The organism is Nocardia sp. AB354, from assembly GCF_049538315.1.
GTDB classification, from domain to species: Bacteria; Actinomycetota; Actinomycetes; order Mycobacteriales; family Mycobacteriaceae; genus Nocardia; species Nocardia nova.
The window spans coordinates 1-17,283 of the sequence record NZ_JBMVFU010000009.1 but is presented as its reverse complement, the minus strand read 5'-3'; the positions used below and the strand labels follow the sequence as shown (position 1 = coordinate 17,283).

General features: G+C 68.9%; 16 protein-coding genes. 8 read left to right on the top strand and 8 right to left on the bottom strand.

The features are described 5' to 3' along the window. Window positions 1–17 precede the first annotated feature (17 nt). Complete coding sequence (locus ACPCUW_RS14870; protein WP_030518104.1) at window positions 18–464, top strand: MarR family winged helix-turn-helix transcriptional regulator; 447 nt, start codon at window positions 18–20, stop codon at window positions 462–464. A 172-nt stretch (window positions 465–636) separates the two neighbouring features. Then, window positions 637–1,701: an NAD-dependent epimerase/dehydratase family protein gene (locus ACPCUW_RS14865; RefSeq protein WP_064911395.1), complete on the top strand. Its 1,065-nt coding sequence runs from the start codon at window positions 637–639 to the stop codon at window positions 1,699–1,701. A 9-nt stretch (window positions 1,702–1,710) separates the two neighbouring features. Here the strand turns inward: ACPCUW_RS14865 and ACPCUW_RS14860 are convergent, their stop codons facing one another. The 3 genes from ACPCUW_RS14860 to ACPCUW_RS14850 are packed head-to-tail and all read right to left on the bottom strand — an operon-like array spanning window position 1,711 to window position 4,878. Then, window positions 1,711–2,787 carry a sensor histidine kinase gene (locus ACPCUW_RS14860; RefSeq protein ID WP_423425416.1) on the bottom strand — a complete coding sequence of 359 codons (1,077 nt, stop codon included), beginning with the start codon at window positions 2,785–2,787 and terminating at the stop codon, window positions 1,711–1,713. Beyond that, window positions 2,777–3,466, bottom strand: a complete 690-nt coding sequence (locus ACPCUW_RS14855) for a response regulator transcription factor (protein WP_245925866.1) — start codon at window positions 3,464–3,466, stop codon at window positions 2,777–2,779. The genes ACPCUW_RS14860 and ACPCUW_RS14855 overlap by 11 nt, the downstream gene beginning before the upstream one ends. Before the next feature lie 5 nt (window positions 3,467–3,471). Further along, a complete protein-coding gene (locus ACPCUW_RS14850; RefSeq protein ID WP_423425414.1) occupies window positions 3,472–4,878 on the bottom strand; it encodes a hypothetical protein in 1,407 nt (468 codons plus the stop codon). A 113-nt stretch (window positions 4,879–4,991) separates the two neighbouring features. Between ACPCUW_RS14850 and ACPCUW_RS14845 the strand changes: the two genes are divergently transcribed. Next, a complete protein-coding gene (locus ACPCUW_RS14845; protein ID WP_423425412.1) occupies window positions 4,992–5,654 on the top strand; it encodes a glycosyltransferase family 2 protein in 663 nt (220 codons plus the stop codon). Continuing rightward, on the top strand, window positions 5,651–6,322 hold the full coding sequence (locus tag ACPCUW_RS14840; protein WP_423425410.1) for a TIGR04282 family arsenosugar biosynthesis glycosyltransferase: 672 nt from the start codon (window positions 5,651–5,653) through the stop codon (window positions 6,320–6,322). The genes ACPCUW_RS14845 and ACPCUW_RS14840 overlap by 4 nt, the downstream gene beginning before the upstream one ends. A gap of 19 nt (window positions 6,323–6,341) precedes the next feature. Here the strand turns inward: ACPCUW_RS14840 and ACPCUW_RS14835 are convergent, their stop codons facing one another. After that, on the bottom strand, window positions 6,342–7,457 hold the full coding sequence (locus tag ACPCUW_RS14835; protein ID WP_423425408.1) for an aminotransferase class I/II-fold pyridoxal phosphate-dependent enzyme: 1,116 nt from the start codon (window positions 7,455–7,457) through the stop codon (window positions 6,342–6,344). A 252-nt stretch (window positions 7,458–7,709) separates the two neighbouring features. Here ACPCUW_RS14835 and ACPCUW_RS14830 point away from each other — a divergent pair, with 252 nt between their 5' ends. Further along, complete coding sequence (locus ACPCUW_RS14830) at window positions 7,710–8,732, top strand: NADP-dependent oxidoreductase (RefSeq protein ID WP_423425406.1); 1,023 nt, start codon at window positions 7,710–7,712, stop codon at window positions 8,730–8,732. 1 nt (window position 8,733) lies between these two features. On the opposite strand, the gene ACPCUW_RS14825 is transcribed toward ACPCUW_RS14830, so the two are convergent. From ACPCUW_RS14825 to ACPCUW_RS14815, 3 genes are all read right to left on the bottom strand, one after another. Then, complete coding sequence (locus ACPCUW_RS14825) at window positions 8,734–9,744, bottom strand: quinone oxidoreductase family protein (RefSeq protein WP_423425648.1); 1,011 nt, start codon at window positions 9,742–9,744, stop codon at window positions 8,734–8,736. 323 nt (window positions 9,745–10,067) lie between these two features. Then, window positions 10,068–10,661, bottom strand: a complete 594-nt coding sequence (locus tag ACPCUW_RS14820) for a Zn-ribbon domain-containing OB-fold protein (protein WP_423425405.1) — start codon at window positions 10,659–10,661, stop codon at window positions 10,068–10,070. Window positions 10,662–11,093: 432 nt separating this feature from the next. Continuing rightward, the gene (locus ACPCUW_RS14815; RefSeq protein ID WP_423425647.1) at window positions 11,094–12,269 is read right to left on the bottom strand and encodes a phosphatidylserine decarboxylase; all 1,176 of its coding nucleotides are present in this window, start codon (window positions 12,267–12,269) and stop codon (window positions 11,094–11,096) included. 197 nt (window positions 12,270–12,466) lie between these two features. Between ACPCUW_RS14815 and ACPCUW_RS14810 the strand changes: the two genes are divergently transcribed. Continuing rightward, on the top strand, window positions 12,467–13,972 hold the full coding sequence (locus tag ACPCUW_RS14810; protein WP_423425403.1) for a phytoene desaturase family protein: 1,506 nt from the start codon (window positions 12,467–12,469) through the stop codon (window positions 13,970–13,972). A gap of 216 nt (window positions 13,973–14,188) precedes the next feature. On the opposite strand, the gene ACPCUW_RS14805 is transcribed toward ACPCUW_RS14810, so the two are convergent. Then, the gene (locus ACPCUW_RS14805; protein ID WP_423425401.1) at window positions 14,189–14,899 is read right to left on the bottom strand and encodes a hypothetical protein; all 711 of its coding nucleotides are present in this window, start codon (window positions 14,897–14,899) and stop codon (window positions 14,189–14,191) included. 494 nt (window positions 14,900–15,393) lie between these two features. On the opposite strand from ACPCUW_RS14805, the gene ACPCUW_RS14800 reads away from it, so the two are divergent. Together ACPCUW_RS14800 and ACPCUW_RS14795 are read left to right on the top strand one after the other, a co-directional pair. After that, window positions 15,394–16,794 (top strand): MFS transporter, encoded by a 1,401-nt coding sequence (locus ACPCUW_RS14800; protein ID WP_423425399.1) that lies wholly within the window; start codon window positions 15,394–15,396, stop codon window positions 16,792–16,794. Further along, the coding region (locus ACPCUW_RS14795) for a MarR family winged helix-turn-helix transcriptional regulator (protein ID WP_064905926.1) at window positions 16,791–17,283 on the top strand (493 nt) is incomplete at its 3' end. The genes ACPCUW_RS14800 and ACPCUW_RS14795, both read left to right, overlap by 4 nt.

Genomic DNA, 17,283 nt, shown 5'->3' with positions numbered 1-17,283 from the left:
CGGATCCGGTCTCGCGGGTGCCAGTGGATGCCCAACTCAGCGCGTTGCTCGGACCGCTGCGCCGGGCGGTCCTGCGTCGCACGCGAGCCGCCGAGGATCTGCCGGACCTCCCCGAAGCGCAGATCGAACTGCTCCGGCTCCTGGTGGCGACGGGCGGAGTCGCGCCGAGCCGGGCGGCCGCCGAATTGAACGTGGCACAGTCCACCATCAGCAATCTGCTGCGCACCATGACCGCGGACGACCTCGTCGAGCGGCTGCCGACACCGGGGGACGGCCGTGGGGCGATGCTCGTCGCGTCGGCGCGGGCGCGCGAGCTACTGGATCGGTACGACCGCGCGAGCGCGGCGATGCTGCGCGAAACGCTGGCCCGGCTCTCCGCCGCCGATCGCCGGGCGGTGGAATCGGCGGTCCCCGCATTGCGGCGGCTGCTCGCGGAGCTCAGCGGTCAGCCGGGGTCACGGTGACGGTGTCGCCGCCCGGAGATTTCGTCGGAAGGCGCTTTCGATGAGGCCGCCCCATCCGCACGGCTGCGGGCGCGGATTCGCGATGGCCGAGAGTCGCTTCGAATTGTGACGGTTTGCTTACCGGTGGCGCCGCGTCCCCGCATCGCGCCGCGACCGTGGCCAGAATCTCGGTATGCGGATTCTGCTGACCGGAGCGGCCGGGTTTATCGGATCTCATGTGTGGCGCGCGTTGACCGATGCGGGGCACGAGGTGGTGGCGGTCGATGCGATGCTCAGTGCGGCGCACGGCGTCGAGGCCCGGCCGCCGGACGGGCTGCATCGCGTCGACGTCCGCGACCAGGACGCGCTCGACCGTGTGCTGCCGGGAATCGATGTGGTGTGCCATCAGGCCGCGGTGGTGGGTGCGGGGGTGACCGTTCAGGATGCGCCCGCCTACGCCAGTCACAACGATCTGGGAACGGCGGTACTGCTGGCAGCGATGGATCGGGCCGGTTGCCGCAGGCTGGTGCTGGCATCGTCGATGGTGGTGTACGGCGAAGGGCGTTATCGCACAGCCGATTCCGTGGCGGTGACGCCGTTGCCACGTCGGCGCGCAGACCTCGAGCGCGGTGTATTCGATCATCGCCACCCCGACACCGGTGCGCCACTGCACTGGGCGCCGGTGCCGGAGGATGCGGCACTGGACCCGCGCAGCCTGTATGCCGCCAGCAAACTCGCGCAGGAGAACTATGCCGCGGCGTGGGCCACGGCCACCGGCTCGACGGTGACCGCACTGCGCTACCACAACGTCTACGGACCCGAGATGCCCAGGGATACACCGTATTCCGGTGTGGCCGCGATCTTCCGCTCGGCGCTCGAGGCGGGGGCGGCGCCGCGCGTATTCGAGGACGGCGCCCAGATGCGCGACTTCGTGCACGTGACCGATATCGCCGACGCCAACCGGCGGGCCGTGGAACAGCCGTTGGACCGGTTCACGGCGCTGAATATCGCATCGGGACATCCGATCAGCATCGGCGCGGTGGCCGCGATCCTCGCCCGTGCCCAGGGCGGCCCCGAGCCGGTGGTGACCGGCGAGTTCCGGCCGGGCGATGTGCGGCATATCGTCGCGGGACCGGATCGGGCCCGCGAACTGCTGGGCTTCACCGCGGCGATCGATCCCACGCAGGGGCTCACCGACTTCGCCACCGCTCCGTTGCGGGCCGCCGCCGGTGCGGGGGCGCCGCAGTGGCGGCACTGACGGCGACGCTCAGGACGACGAGATCGACAACCCGCGCTCGTGAGCGGGCGGCGACACCGCGGCACGGCCGGCACCGCCGAGCAGTGGTAGCCGAATGTCGAAGCGAGCGCCTCGTTCCCGGTTCGACGCGCTGATTTCGCCGTGGTGGACCGACACCAGACCGGCGGCGATCGCCAGGCCCATACCGCTACCTCCGCCCTCGGCCGCGGGCGAGCGCGCGGCGGTGCCGCGATATCCGGCCTCGAAAATGCGGGAGAGATCCGCCTCGGCGATGCCGGGACCGGTGTCGTCGATGCGCACCCAGGCGCCGGCGTGTGCGACCCCGGCCGAGATGTCGATACATCCGCCCGGCGGGGTGTGCGCGATCGCATTGGCCACGAGGTTGGTCAGCACCCGGGTCAGCGCCTGGTCGCTGCCGGCCACGGTGATCGCCGAATCCGGTTGCCGGGCAGACAGTTTCACTCCCGCACGCCCGGCGGCCGGCTCGGTGGCGGCGACCACCTCGTCGATGAGTTCGCGCAGATCCAGTGGTTCCAGGTGCAGGCGCAGGGCTCCGGCGTTGATCTTCGACATCTCGAACAGGTCGTCGACCATGCCCGACAATCGCGTGGTCTCACGCACGACCTGCCTGCCGTAGCGTTCGACATCTCCGGTCTGCGCGACCACGCCGTCGGCGAGCGCCTCGCCCATCGCCCGGATTCCGGCCAGCGGCGTGCGCAGATCGTGGCTGACCCACGCCACCAGTTCGCGCCGCGACGCCTCGGCGGCGCGCTCCTGATCGAGCATCTGTTTCTCCCAGACCAGCTGCCGTGCCTGCGCCCGGCCCAAGACGACCGCCGCGGGCACGGTCACCGCCGTGACCACGACGAGGACCACCGACATCTTGGCCAGCGCGTCGCTGAACATCAGACCGCTGACCGCGATGAAACCGCTGAGGGTGGCCAGCGTCGGGATCAACACCAGAATCACCATCGACAGCCCGAGGGCCCGATTGCGAAAGGCGCGCAGCAGCACCGCTCCGAGCGCGACGACCGGCACCGACCCGGCCAGTGCCCATCCGACCAGTCCCGCAACATCATTCGGCACGATCGACTCCTGTCCCGGTACCCCAGGCGTAGCCCCGCCCCCACACCGTCTCGATCCGGTGGGTATCGCCGAGTTTGGCACGCAAGCGTTTGACGTGCACCGTCACCGTCGACTGGTCGCCGAAATCCCAGCCCCACACCTGCGCGAGCAGTTCCGTCCGGCTGAACACGCGCCGCTGATTGGCCAGCAGGAAAGACAACAGGTCGAATTCGCGTGCCGTCAGCGATACCGGCCGACCGGCGATATCCACCGTCCGGGCCGCCGGCCGCAGCCGGATCTCGCCGCTGCGCAGCACACCGGCCGTCGGCGCCGGTCCGTGGGTGCGGCGCAGCACCGACGCCACCCGCAGCGCCAGCTCGCGCGGACTGAACGGCTTGGTCAGGTAGTCGTCGGCGCCCGCTGTCAGCCCGAGCACGCGATCCTCCTCCTCGCCGAGAGCCGTCAGCATGATGATCGGTGTCTCGGGACGCTCGCCCTCGCGCACCGACCGGCACAACTCGATGCCGTCGGGCGCGGGCATCATCACGTCGAGAACGGCCAGATCGATGTCACCGCCGTCGAGTGCGCGTTCCGCCTGTACGCCGTCGGCGGCTTCGGTGACCTCCATGCCGTCGCGTTCGAGGTAGCGGCGGACCACCTCACGCACGACGGGATCGTCATCGGCGATCAAAATGCGCACCGCGCTCACCAATTCGTGAGAACGAGGTGGGCGAGCACCAGCGTGCCGACGGCCTGGACGGTCAGCCAGGCGCGCGCGGTGTGCGCCGGCAGGAAGGCGGTTCCGCCGATCACCCAGATGTCGAACGGCAGCCAGATCCGCTCGGTCTCGGCCTTGCTCAGGCCGCTGAGATCGGCGAGCAGAAGACCGGTCAGCGCGGCCAGAGCCAGCAGCGCCGCCGGATCCGCGCGGGCGCGCCAGCGCGCGAGCGCCGCCGCGGGGGCGGCGCGGATCTGCGTGAGCGCGGGAAGGTGCAGCGCACCCGGAAGCCGATGCAGCGCAGCGGCAGACGCCAATCCGATCGCACACACCGTCGCCGCCAGATTTCCCCAGATCCAGTAGGACGCGGGACGCGTCGTCGCGATGCCCTGGTAGTAGCGCTGCACCACCAGGTGATAACCCTCCAGCCACCAGAAGCCGGACAGCGTGAAGGCGGCGACGACCGCCAGCGCGCCCAGCACCGCGGGCCACACCGCTCGCACACCGCGCAGCAGTGCCACCGCCGCGGCCGGGACGGCCATCAGAACCAGTCCGTAGTTGAGATAGATGCCGAATCCGAACAGCACCCCGGAGACGAACAGGATCAGCGGACGTGGCCGCGCGCCGCCGAGTCCTACCGCGAGCGCGGCCACCGCCCAGGCGACCACTCCGGCGAAGAACGCGTCCGCCGAGACCGCCAGCCAGATCGCCGCGGGCGCGAGGGCGAGATACGGTGCGGCCGCCCGCGCCCTGCTTTCCGCGCCCAACGCCCGCATCGCCACGAGCACGGCCATCGACGCGCTGCAGCCGACCACCACGCACAGCGTGGAAGCCCATGCGCCGCCGCCCAACCCGATCCGGTCCATCCAGACGAACACCAGCAGTGCGCCCGGCGGGTGACCGGACACGTGCGTGGTCCACGAATCGGGTTGATAGTCCAGGATGCGGGCGGAGAATCCGCGCAGCATCGCCGGAATGTCGTGCACTCCACCGACCTCGTGCAGATACTCGTGCATCGTCGTGAGCCGGCCGGCGAATCCGCGCTGCCACCCGTCGACCATGGCGAGGGAGAACGCCCACGCGAGTGCGGTCACCCAGATGGCCGGCAGCAGCCGTCGCCAGGTGAGCGTGGCGGCGAGCCGGGGGCCGTAGAGCACCACGGCGACGGCGATCACGATCGCGGGGCCCGTACCCCAGCCGATATGTGGAAGCCAGGAGCCGAAGATCGGCGCCGCCGCGGCGTAGAGCGATTCGCGATAGTGCGGTGTGCTGATCCTCGGCACGAGGAAGGCGGCCGCCACCAGGATCGTCGCTGCTGCCGCGCAGGCGATATCGGCGCGCACGCCCGATACTCGCCGTGTCTGCGATGCGGTGCTGCTGCGGGTATCGCTCACCCGTTCACCGTAGGTCCCGTCGGTGCGACGCGGCGCGCACGCGATCGTGCCGTCATACTTTCGTCACCTGTGTCACCAGCTGTTTTTCGTCCGATCGGCCTTACGGTCGACACGTGACCCCAGTCGAAGCCAGTGGAGAGCTGACCGTGGTGATTCCCTGCCGGAACGAGGCCGACGCGCTACCGGGCGTCCTGGCGGCGGTCCCGACGGAGTATCGGGTCGTCGTCGTGGACAACGGTTCGACCGATGACACCGCCGCGGTGGCGCGTGCCGCGGGCGCGATGGTGGTCGTCGAATCCGTTCCGGGCTACGGCAGTGCGGTCCAAGCCGGGATCGCGGCCGCCACAACCGAACTGGTGGCGGTGCTCGACGGTGACGGTTCGATGGCGCCCGACGAATTACCGCTGCTGGTGGCCGAATTGGGCCCCGATGTGACCATGGTGGCCGGGCGCCGCCGCCCGGTCCGGGGCGCCTGGCCGTGGCATGCGCGCCTGGGCAATTGGCTGCTGGCGCACTGGTTGCGGCGCCATTACGGGCTGCCCGTGCACGATCTGGCCGCGATGCGCGTGATCCGCCGCTCCGAGCTGGTGGCACTGGGCCCGCTGCATCCGCGGTCGGGATATCCGCTGGCCCTGCTGGCCGGGGCGGCGCGGGCCGGGTGGAAGGTGGTCGAACGTGATGTCACCTATCGGCCGCGCACCCACGGTGTGTCGAAAGTGTCCGGTTCGGTAATCGGGACGGTACGTGCCGCCCGCGACTTCTGGAGTGTGCGATGACTGTTCTGCCATTGACGCTGCTGGTGGTGGCGAAGGCGCCGGTCGCCGGATTCGCCAAGACCCGGCTGACCCCGCCGCTGGCTCCGGCCGAGGCGGCGGATCTGGCCGCCGCCGCGCTCCTGGACACCCTGGCCGCGGCGCGCGACTGCGGCGCGGCGCGAGGCGTGGTCGCGTGGACCGGCGATCTGGAGCGAGCCTGCCGCGCGCGCGAAATAGGTTCGGCCCTGCGCGATTTCGATGTGGTCCCGCAGCGCGGCGACGGTTTCGGTGTGCGTCTGGCGAATGCGCACGCCGACGCGGCGCGACTCGGGCTGCCCGTTCTGCAAATCGGAATGGACACCCCGCAGGCCGGGCCGGCGCTGCTGGCCGAATGCGGGGCTCGGCTGCTGGCCGGCCCGGATGCGGTGCTGGGGCCGGCGGCCGACGGCGGCTGGTGGGCGCTGGGGCTGTGTGACGTGCGCCCGGCACGAGTCCTCGCGGAGGTGCCGATGTCCACCGATCGAACCGGTGCGCTCACTCGGGAGGCATTGCTGCGCAACGGCTGTCGCGTCGAGATGCTGCGGGAACTCCACGATGTCGATCTGTACTCCGATATCGCCGAGGTCGCAGCGGGCTGCCAGGGGCTGTTCGCGGCGGCGGCCGGATCGGTGACGGCTCCGCACGCATGAGCGCCGAGCGCGGCCGAGGTCACCCGCCGTATACGGCATAAACCTGTTCGCACGCGGTGATGATTCGCCCGATCTGCTCGGCGGTGAGGGCGGCGTGTAGCGACAGCCGGATGAGCGACCTGCCCGCAGGGGTGGCGGGCGGACAGAACGGCGCGCCGAGGACACCGTGTGCTTCCAGGATCGCGCGCACCGCGCGACCGTCGGCTTCGGTTCCGGCGGGAACGGCGATGATGTGGCTGTCGACTCCCGCCATGTCGAAACCTGTGCGGGCGAGCGCTTTTCGGACGGTATGGGCGATCTCGCGCAGCCGGGCGCGGCGTCCGTCCTCGGCTCGGATCACCTCCAGGGTCGCGGACAGCCCGGCGATGTCGTGGGATCGCAGGCCCGAGGAGAAGATCGCAGGGTAGGACACCGACTCGAAATAGGGTGCGAACTCGGGGTCGAGCGCGGTCACCAGCCCGGCCCGGCCGACGAACGCCTTGGCCAGGCTGGCGGTGCGAAACGGCACGCGCCGGGTGAGCCCGAGCGCGACCACGGCACCCGCACCGTGCGGGCCGGCGATGCCCAGCGAGTGCGATTCGTCGACCACGAGCAGAGAACCGGTCTCGTCGGCCACGTCGCACAGTGCCGCCAGGGGGCTGGGTGTGCCGGTGGTGTTGTCGATCGCGTCGACGGCGATGATGCCGGGGCCGTGGGCGCGGATCTGCGCCGCCAGCCGGGCGGGGTCGTTGTCCCCGAAGGTGTACAGCGGCGCGGCCGCGGCCAGGGCCGCCTGTCGCCAGGACATGTGCGTGTTCTCCCCGACATGTATCGGAATGCCGGGCGCCGCAATGGCTTGCAACAACCCGATATTGGCCGCCCAGCCGGATTGGCACACCACCGCCGTAGCGCTGTGTGTGTAGTCGGCCAGGCGGCGCGCCAGAGGACCGGGTTCGGGTTCGATCGGGGTGAGCAGCGCCTCGCTCATGGCGGCCGTGATCCGCCTGTCGCCGGACAGCGCCAGGTAGTCGCTCGTCGACAGTCCGATGTCGGTGGCGGCGGTGCCGGGGCCGCGAAGAAACATCCGGGCTTCTCGCATCTGCGCCGCGTGGCCGCGGCCGATATGTTGCTGCACGCGTTCGGCGACTGTTGCCACCTCGGTCTCCTCGGTAGGTCGCGCTCGTCGGTGTGATTCGCCCTGCCTGGTCGGTGCCCGCCGCCACAGCCTGATGAGCAGGCGCCCCGAAGATCATCGCGCACTCGGAGGGGGAGGTGCCCCGCGATGCGATGACGAAACAATGACGTCATGATCTCGTCTTGTCGGGCCGGGGTAGTAGTCGAATCCGTGCCTGCCGGTCACGGCGGAAATGGTTCGAAGGTTGTGATGTGTGTGATTTAGCATCGCCCGGTGGCGGATACGGTGAACCGGCAGTGGATTCTGCGGAGGCGGCCCGAAGGGGAGTTGCGGGAGGGTGATTTCGAGCTCGGAAGCGCTCCGATTCCGGTGCCGGGGCCTGGGGAGGCCTTGGTCAGGGTGCATCGACTGGGTATCGATCCCACTCAGCGTGGATGGCTCAACGATTCGGACAACTACATCGATGCGGTCCCGGTCGGCACGGTGATGCGGGGGAGCGGGGTGGGACAGGTGGTGCGCTCGAACACCGCGAGCTATCCGGAGGGCAGCTGGGTCGCCGGTATGGTCGGCTGGCAGGATTACGTCGTCGCGTCCGGCGGGGGTTTGTTCGGGCTGAACGTGGTGCCCGACGGTGTCGCCCCGACGCTGATGCTGAGCCTGTTCGGAGCGCCCGGCTTGACCGCGTACTTCGGTATGACGGATATCGGCCGGCCCGAGCCGGGCCGGACGGTGCTGGTGTCGGCTGCGGCCGGTGTGACCGGATCGATTGCGGGACAGATAGCGAAAGCCTTGGGCTGCACTGTCATCGGCATCGCAGGCGGTCCGGCCAAATGCACCTGGATCACCGACCGTGCGGGCCTGCATGCCGCCATCGATTACAAGAACGACGACGTCTCGGCCGGTTTGTCCCGCCTGGCCCCGGACGGTGTCGACGTCTTCTTCGACGGTGTCGGCGGCCGCGTTCTCGAGCATGGTCTGGCGCACCTGGCGCACGGCGCTCGTGTCGTTCTGACCGGTGCGATCTCTTCCGGGTACAGCGGCGCGGACCCGCAGTACGGGCCGCGAAACTACATGCAGCTGGCCATGCGCCGGGCACGCATGGAAGGGTTCATTTTCCTGGACTATCTCGACCGCTTTCCCGAGGCGTTCGCGGCGCTGCGCGACTGGCACGACCGGGGCGAACTCACCATCGCCGAAACCGTGAGTATCGGCTTGGAATCCGCTCCCGGTGCACTGCGCGCTGTCTTCGAGGGCGGCAATCTCGGTAAGCAGTTGGTCGACATCGTGGAGTCCTGACCTATCGATCGCCGAGGATCGCGAGGCCGCTCCGGAAGGAACCGATGCGGGCGACGTATTTGCCCGCACCCTGTCCGGATGCCAGCAGGTCGTGTCCGGCAATCACCTCGTCCAGCGACGCCAGTTCGGTGACCGGGAGCGACAGTGTGCCCTCGGCGAGGTAGTCCAGCACCCGGCGGGTAGCGGCGGCGACCTTCGCCGGCGCACCGGCGACGAGGCCGCGGTGGCTGAAACCGGTCAGGGTGAGGTTGCCGCCCAGCAGGCGACCGAAGGGCGGGAGCGGGCCGGGTGCGCCGCCACCTGCGTTGCCGAACAAGACAATTCGGCCGGTGGGGCGGGTGACCTCGAGATCCAGCTCGAGTGCCTCGGTGCCGAGCGGGTCGAGCACGAGGTCCACTCCGCGGCCATCGGTCGCCGCGCGGATCTCCTCGGCCAGGCCGTCGCCGCGGACGAGGACGGTGTCGTAGCCGGGCACCGACCGGCCGGCGCGGCTCACTGTGCCCAGGAGGCGGCCGCCACCGAGCAGCGGCACCAGCTGTGCCACCGCGCCGCCGATACCGCCGGCGGCGGAATGCACCAGAACCGTATCCCCGGCGGTGAAGCGGCCGGCCTCGGTGAGCAGCAGCAGAGCGGTCGCCAGGCCGAGTGGGGTGGCGGCGGCCGAGCTCAACGGGACAGCGTCCGGTACCGGGACGGTGAGTTCCGCTCGCGCCGTGGCGATCTCGGCGAAACCTCCGCCGCCGAGCGCGACGGCCGCGACCCGATCGCCGACGGCCGGTCCGGTGACTTCGGCACCCACTTCGCGCACAGTGCCCGCGATTTCCAATCCGGGGCGGTAGGGCCACGACGAGGCGTAGCCCGCATCGCCTCGGCGAGCCATCACGTCCATGAAGTTCACGCCCGCGTAGGCAACGTCGATGGTCACCTCGCCCGCAGCGGGCCGCGGCGGGTCCACCTCGCGGATCTCCGACTTCTCCGCACCACCGGGGGCGGTCATCACCAGGGCTCGCATCGTCACTCCCAACACTTCACTGCCATCGATCGATGAGCCGCCGAGCGCGGCCACCCATGCCACGAGGATTGTCCCTTCCCGCGGAGGGCCGGCCTTCCCACCGGTAGAGGTGCACCGACGCGAGAATTTCCGCTGAATCAGAGTCCCATTGCCTGTGCGGCCGACGTGAGTCGACACCGGCCACTTTCCGTTCGCGTTGCTCACCCCTGAGCGCGGGCGAACGCGCAGGCGTGTGGCAACAGCGTCGGCGCGCAAGCGGTGGGAGGGGCGGCCATGGGATTCACACCTCGATATCGGCCGTTATTGAACGGAGTCGGTCTCCGCTAGTTCGTGTGCCCAACCTGCCATGCTCGGGTCAGGGTCTGATGCAGCAGCCTTCTGTGTTCGCGTACCGCGCGAGTGTCGGTCCGTCGTGGGCGCAGGGCTTCGGCCACCAGATGCAGGAACCTGCGCCGATCGGTGCCGAAGGCCACGAGCAACTCCTCCGCGGTGGAGCCGCCGAAGGGTGCCCATCGAACGGCGAAGGCGACCAGTGTCTGGTCGGCGGTGCTCAGCAGGCCCGCTCGTGCCATCAGATCGCAGCGGCGCAGTGACGACCGCACCCACGCGGCGTCGCATTCCGTGCTGCGGTCTGCCGAGTCACCGGGCGACTCGCGCAACTGTTCCGTGGGTGCGGTGTCGATTGTGAAGACCGGGAAGCGGTCGTATTTGGGCCGGGCCTCGAAGCGCACCCGCACCGGGTGGTCGCAGGAGGGCGGGAGGTCGCCTTCGACGGTGGCGTAGATGCGTGGTCCCTCGTCGAGTTCGACGATGGCGATCGTGAGCGGGACGACCTCGGCATGCGGTGCGCCCATGCTGCGGTGCACCAGCCGGTAGGACACGAGCGAGCCTCGGCCGGACGATGGCGTCCACTCCATGTTCCGGGTACGGCACGCGGCGCATTCCGCAGTGGTCGGTGCGTGCATTCCGTCGCATTGCCTGCAGCGTCGAACCATCAGAGAGTCGCCGGTGCGGGTGTGGCAGCCGCTCGGTGTCTGTGTGTGCTGGACCATCGCAAACCTCGAAGGTGATATCGGGATCCCCCGCATTCACAGCTTCGTTTCCGGGCGTGTCTCGCGCGACGGTAGAACTACCCGGAACATACCTATTTTTCGACTATGGACGCCGCTGCTCGGTGCAGAGCGGCCGTGTGGGAGGAGCCGGTGCTGTCGTCGAAGCGACGGTCTCGCGGCGTTGCCGGCGATTCGTTGGCGATGTCGGGAGGTGAGCGCACGGCGCCCAATGGTTCGCGAGCGTTGGTGAGCGCGCCGCAACAATACCCACGGCGAGAGAGGGCGACAGGGGCAGCGTCACCTGCACCGCGCCACCGGCACGCCGACCAGACGGGTTTCCTCGGCGGTATCGATGTCGATGTCGACGCCCTTGTGGAACAGCAGGATGATGTCGGAGCCTCCGAAAGTGAAGTAGCCGAATTCGTCTCCCTTGGCCATGTGCTTGCCGGGGGTGCAGGTGAGGGTTACCGATGCGACGTTCTGCATGCCGACGCACACGACCGCGACCGTTCCGATGTCGCCGCACGGTGAATCGGTGGTATCGATGATGACCACGCCCCGGGTCTGGAAGAACTCGAATCCGGTCTCGGCGTTGTCCTGGCCCTTCAGGCCGTGGTCGGACAGCTCTACCTGCATGAACGCTTGCCCGTGAGTCACGAACGACTCTTTGACGAGACCGCCCACCGGTAGGTGGAAGCGGTGATAGGCGTGGGTCGGCAGCATGTAGTGGGTGAAGGTCCCGCCGGCGAATTTCTCGGCGTAGTCGCTGCCGGTGAGAAGGGTGGCGATATTGCCGTACTTATGGGTGCCTTTGATCGTGGTCGCCGGAATGTTCGAGGCGTCGTCGATGTCGTAGCGGTGTTGGAACGTGCAGTCGGCGGGTGAGGCTATCGATCGGTTGCTGCCGGGTTCGGCAATCGGTCGTAGGCCGCCGTTCAGTTCGCGGGCGAAGAACTGGTTGAAGGTCATCCAGCCGCTGGGTGCGTTCGGCTTGCCGTCGATCAGGGAGTCGCCGACGTGGTATTCGGGAGCGTTGTCGATGAACGATTCCAGCACGTCGGGTCCGAAGGATTCGGGTGTGTCGAGGAAGCTTCCCCAGTCTCGGGCGAAGTCGGTGACCCATTCCCGGAATGTGTCCGAGCCGTATGCCACGGACGTGTCACGGCCGTCGGGTCTCTGGTCGATGATCCAGAAGAAGTGCGAGAGCCGGTCGCTGACCTCATGGGCGTACCGCTGGTGCGGTGCTTGGGCGCGCCATGCGGGCGAGTCGGTCTCGCGCGGCACCCAGCGCGCGAAATCGTCGATGTAGTCGACGTACTCCGCGACGGACTGTGGCCACGGGAGCGCCTCGAGCAGCTCGTCCTTCAGCCCGTCTTCGGCCACCTGCCGCGCTTGCACCAGCGACTGCTCCAAGCCGGCGGCCAAGTCCGGGTCTTCGTCGAGAAGGTCTCTCAACCGCTGCGCGATCGCCATATCACTCACGTCGAACCCCTTCCGCTCGCCACCGACCCCACCTGTCGGCTACCCCCGCAGCCTCGTTTACACCTCACGCACGATTGGCGGTTCAGGGCGGAACTATCGCCCGCTGCCCAGCTGGGCCTTCGCGTGTTTGAAGCTGCCGCCTCGTGGAATAGGCCTGTGCACGCGGTGTCGACGGAAAGGCGCGCGGGATGAACTCATCGAGCGACGTCGTCGTCGTGGGATCGGGCCCCAATGGTCTTGCGGCAGCGGTCGTCTGTGCGGCGGCGGGCCTGTCGGTCACGGTGCTCGAGGCCGAGCCGGAGGCGGGCGGCGGATGCCGCACACAACGCGTCGATCTGGCGGTTCCGCTGTGGCACGATCTGTGCTCGGCCGTGCATCCGATGGCGGTAGCCTCGCCGTTCTTCGCGCAGTTCGATCTCGCGGCGCGCGGTGTCCGGTTCGGGTATCCCGAGATTTCCTTCGCCCACCCGCTCGACGAGGCGCCAGCGGCTCTGGCCTACCGCGACCTTTCCCGGACGGTGGCCACCCTGGGCGAACACAGCGAACGTGACAGTCGGCTGTACCGGCGGATCATGACGCCGCTGGTCGAGGGCGTCGACGCGGTCCGCGGCCTCGGGTTGTCCGATGTCCGAAGCATTCCCGCCTCGGTCCTGCACCCGCGGGGGCTCGCTACCGCCGCCACGATGGGGATCCGGGCGATGCAGCTCGGCACCCGGGTGTGGGACCGCAGTACCGACGCGCACGTCTGCGGTGCTCTGCTCAGTGGCGTCGGCGCCCACGCCAACACCGGGATTCCGGCGATGGCAGGTGCGGCTACCGCGTTGCTGCTGGGCACGCTCGCGCATTCGCACGGCTGGCCCATTCCTATCGGCGGGAGCCGGGCCATCACCGACGCGCTGACCGCCGACCTGGCTGCGCGCGGTGCGGAGGTGATCTGCGATCGGCGTGTCGAGTCCGTCGCGGACCTTCCGCCGGCGCGGGTGTACCTGTTCGATACGAACCCTTGGACGCTGGCCGAGGTGTTCGGTGACCGGCTCAGCGCCCGCTACCGCCGGGCGGTGGGCCGCTTTTCGGCGAACAACGGTGTCGCCAAGGTGGATTTCGTGCTCAGCGAGCCGGTTCCCTGGGCCGATTCACGGGTCGCGGAGGCGGGCACCGTGCACCTCGGTGGCACGCGCGAACAGATGGCCCGCGCCGAATCGGACGCCGGCCGCGGCCGCCACAACCCGGCACCGATGATGCTGGTGAGTCAGCCGACCGTCGTCGACCCAACCCGCCTCGGTCCCGACGGGTACCGGCCGCTGTGGAGCTACGCGCACGTCCCCAACGGGTCGACGCGCGACATCACCGAGACCGCGATCGAACAGATCGAGCGGTTCGCTCCTGGTTTCCGCGATGTCGTCGTCGGCTCGCGGTGTATCCCCGCCAGTGAAATGTCCTCGCACAACGCCAATTACGTGGGCGGAGACATCGCCGCCGGACATGTGTCGCTGTATCGGATCATGGCGCGGCCGGTTGCGCAGTGGGATCCGTACCGCACCTCGCTGCCCGACGTGTACCTCTGCTCGGCATCCACCCCGCCCGGCCCCGGTGTGCACGGCATGCCCGGCGTGCACGCCGCCCGGAGAGCTCTGCGCAGGCACTTCGGTATCACCGCCATGCCCGACGTCGGTCCGGTCCGGCCACCGCGATGAGCCGGTCGTCGAGGGTGTGCACATTCGAGTGCCGAGATCGCGGGACGAGGCCGGCAGGTCATGACGAAAAATGCCGGATGAGGCCCACAACATGCGCACATGACGATGCCCTCGCAGCAGCTGCTGCGAGGGCATCGTCATGCTTCGGTACCTACTGGCTGTTCGAACTCGTGGGCTGATGCCCCGTTTAGGTTCGTAAGCCCGAGTGCCGGCCCGTTACTTGGCCGGCGCCGGCGGGTAGAACGGCGCGGTGGTGGTGGCGAAGTACTGGATCGCGGCGCCGATGGCGACCGGGGCGGTGATGAAGATCTGGCCGGCGAGCACGCCCAGGAAGCCGACGGCGGCGGCGCCGGCGACGCAGCCGCCGAGCGGGCCGAGGCCGAACAGGGTGGCCAGCGCACCGGTGGCGACGACACCGAGGGCGGCGCCGGCGATGCAGCCGATGACCGCGCCGCCGATACCACCGGCCAGCGTGCCGATGGTGGCACCGGTCGAAATGGTGTCCTTCAGGCGGTTGAACGCGGCGACCTCACGGTCGTAAGGGGTCTTGAAGGGGGCCGAGTCCTCGAAGGGGAGGGCGACCGGCTTGTAGACCGCGTGCGCCATGTCGTACTGGGGGGTCAGGGTGGCGGTGTTGCCGGAGATGTCGGCGGCGATCGGGAACTCGAAGTCGTCGACGCGGAAGTTGAGCGGGGTGCCGGCGAGCACGGCGCCGTTGGCGGCCTTGATCTTCAGCATGCCGTCTTCGTTGACGATCGAGCCGCCGTCGGTCTTGATGACGGCTTTGTCGTTGTCGACGACGCTGGCCTTGTAGTAGACGCTCTCGGGCGCCGCGGGGGCGGCGGGGTCGGCGTTCGCGGTACCGGCCGCGACGCCGACGGCGGCGACCAGCATGGCGGCGGTCGCGGCGAATTTCCTCATCATCATCTTTTGCGGAACCTCGAGACGGAGTGGTTCAGGGACGAGGGAATCACAGACCAGGCCAGCTAACAGGCAGTGAACACCGAAATATTGTTCATTCAAACCTCGTTCATCTCGCGCCCCTTGTTGTCGGACAGGCGGCGGAAATCACCAGGATGTGGCCCCACTTCGGGGCGAGGCGGCGAACAAGAAAGGCGGAGATGCGCTTTCGGATGTGGGCGGAATCACATGCTTTGGCCCTCAACCTCTTTGAGTATTTCACCGATTCGCCGGACGTCGTGTTGCCGGATTCGAATTCGGTGCGCGAGCCGCGTTGATTGACTTGCGCAGCCCCGAACCAGGCATGAACTTCAGCGAAACTGTTCTGTAACAGATCGTAATCATGCATCTCCAAGGGCAATCGTGATCACATAAACCCAGAGTGAAGAGGTTTTGACAATTCGACGTGCCCGCGTCAGTCTTTAGGTACTTCTGTAGCAGAACTATGGTCGAAGGAAGCGATGGTTGTCGAGTCGCCGCGTCCGCGGGTGATCAGGGAGCATCGGTGGGCCGGATGGTTGGCGGTGTCGGCGGTCTGTCTCGGTGCGTTCATGGGACAACTGGATGCCAGCATCGTCACTCTCACGTTCCCGGCGCTGCAGTCGGAGTTCGGGGCTCCGCTGGCGAGTGTGCAATGGGTGTCGCTCGCCTACCTGGTCACCCTCGTGGGTCTGGTCGTCGCGGCTGGAAGAGTGTCCGACGCTGCCGGACGCAAGTTCGTCTACCTTCAGGGTTTCGTGATCTTCACCCTCGCCTCCGGCTTGTGCGCGCTGGCGCCGAACCTGTGGTGGCTCACAGGTTTTCGGGTTCTGCAGGCGGTGGGGGCGGCGATGCTGCAAGCCAACAGCGTGGCGCTGGTGGCAACGAGTGTCGCGGCACGTCGGATCCGCACCGCGTTGGGAGTGCAGGCCGGTGCGCAGGCGCTGGGTCTGGCGCTCGGACCGCTGGTCGGGGGAGTGGTCGTGGCCTCGCTGGGCTGGCGATGGGTGTACGCGATCAATGTGCCGGTGGGGTGTCTGGCGGTTGTCGCGGGGCGATACCTGTTGCCGCGCACGCGTACTCGCGCGCGGTTGACCGGATTCGATGTGCCGGGTCTGCTGCTGCTCATCGGCGGCGCGGCCGGCGTGCTGACCGCCGCATCGGCGGTTTCCGGACTCGGGGTGCCGGCGTGGACGTCGGTGTTCCCGGCGGCATTCGCGAGCGCCTGCGCGGTAGGCCTGTGGTGGCGGGAGAGAAGGACCGAGCATCCGCTGATCGATCCGGGGCAGTTCGCACATCCGCCGCTGCGACGCGGTCTTCTCGGAGCATGGGCGGCGTATCTGGTGCTGTTCGGCCCGCTCGCGTTGTTTCCGCAGATCGGATCGGCCGGCGCGGTCGGCGCCGGGTTGCTCCTCACGGCGCTGCCGGCCGGTTTCGCCGTGGCCGCGGTCGGGGGTGCGCGGGTGCTGCCGAACCGATGGCGCGCCGCGGGCCGGGAACGCGTCGGCGCGACGATCATGGTGGTCGCCACCGCGGCGATCGCGATCGAGCCGACGGCGCCGTGGTGGGCGGCGATCTGGCTGGCGGTGCTCGGCATCGGTCTGGGCATGTTCATTCCCGGAAACAACGCCGTCATCATGACCGCGGTCCCCGAGCATCGCTCCGGCACGGCGGGCGGATCGGTGAACATGGCTCGCGGTCTGGGAACGGCGGGCGGGGTGGCGGTGGTGACACTTTCTCTTCATCTGTGCGACGCCGCGCATCTGCCGGCCGACGGCGCGCGGGTGGCCGTGGCCGTACTGTCGATCGTGGCCGCCGCGGCTCTGGCCACCACATGTCAACGGCGCGCCGAACCAGTGCAGCGAAAGGCAGCAGCCCGATGAAGGGACCGTCCGCCGACACCGGCGAACTCGGCGAAGTGGCTCTGGCCGATGTCATCGCCAGGCTCCGACGCGCCATGCGGCGAGCAGCGCGCACCGCCGAACCTGCGGCGACCCTGTCGGTCGCGCAGTTGGAACTGCTGTCGTGCGTGGGCGACCACCCAGGGGTGCGGCCCGGTCAGGTGGCTCGCCTCCTGCAATTGGCCCCGAATACAGTGACGACCTTGGCGAACGCGCTGACTCAGCGCGGCATGATGGCCCGGGCGGGCGGCGACGACCGGCGCGCGGTGACCCTGACTCTGACGGCCGCGGGCCGGCAAGCGGTCCAGGAGTGGCAGGCGACCAACACGGCCATCCTGCGTGCGGCATTGTCGTCGTTGCACCCCGGGTGGCAGCATCTTCTCACCGCGGCCACGCCGGCGCTCGCCGAGCTGACCAGCGCCGTCGATGCGCTCACCGAGCCCCCGCGGGACGACCGCTCGGCCTCGTCCT

Coding starts and splice junctions, on each gene's coding strand:
- ACPCUW_RS14805 (WP_423425401.1), bottom strand. CDS start 14,899: ATGATGATGAGGAAATTCGCCGCGACCGCCGCCATGCTGGTCGCCGCC.
- ACPCUW_RS14810 (WP_423425403.1), top strand. CDS start 12,467: ATGAACTCATCGAGCGACGTCGTCGTCGTGGGATCGGGCCCCAATGGT.
- ACPCUW_RS14820 (WP_423425405.1), bottom strand. CDS start 10,661: ATGGAGTGGACGCCATCGTCCGGCCGAGGCTCGCTCGTGTCCTACCGG.
- ACPCUW_RS14825 (WP_423425648.1), bottom strand. CDS start 9,744: ATGCGAGCCCTGGTGATGACCGCCCCCGGTGGTGCGGAGAAGTCGGAG.
- ACPCUW_RS14800 (WP_423425399.1), top strand. CDS start 15,394: ATGGTTGTCGAGTCGCCGCGTCCGCGGGTGATCAGGGAGCATCGGTGG.
- ACPCUW_RS14815 (WP_423425647.1), bottom strand. CDS start 12,269: ATGGCGATCGCGCAGCGGTTGAGAGACCTTCTCGACGAAGACCCGGAC.
- ACPCUW_RS14865 (WP_064911395.1), top strand. CDS start 637: ATGCGGATTCTGCTGACCGGAGCGGCCGGGTTTATCGGATCTCATGTG.
- ACPCUW_RS14840 (WP_423425410.1), top strand. CDS start 5,651: ATGACTGTTCTGCCATTGACGCTGCTGGTGGTGGCGAAGGCGCCGGTC.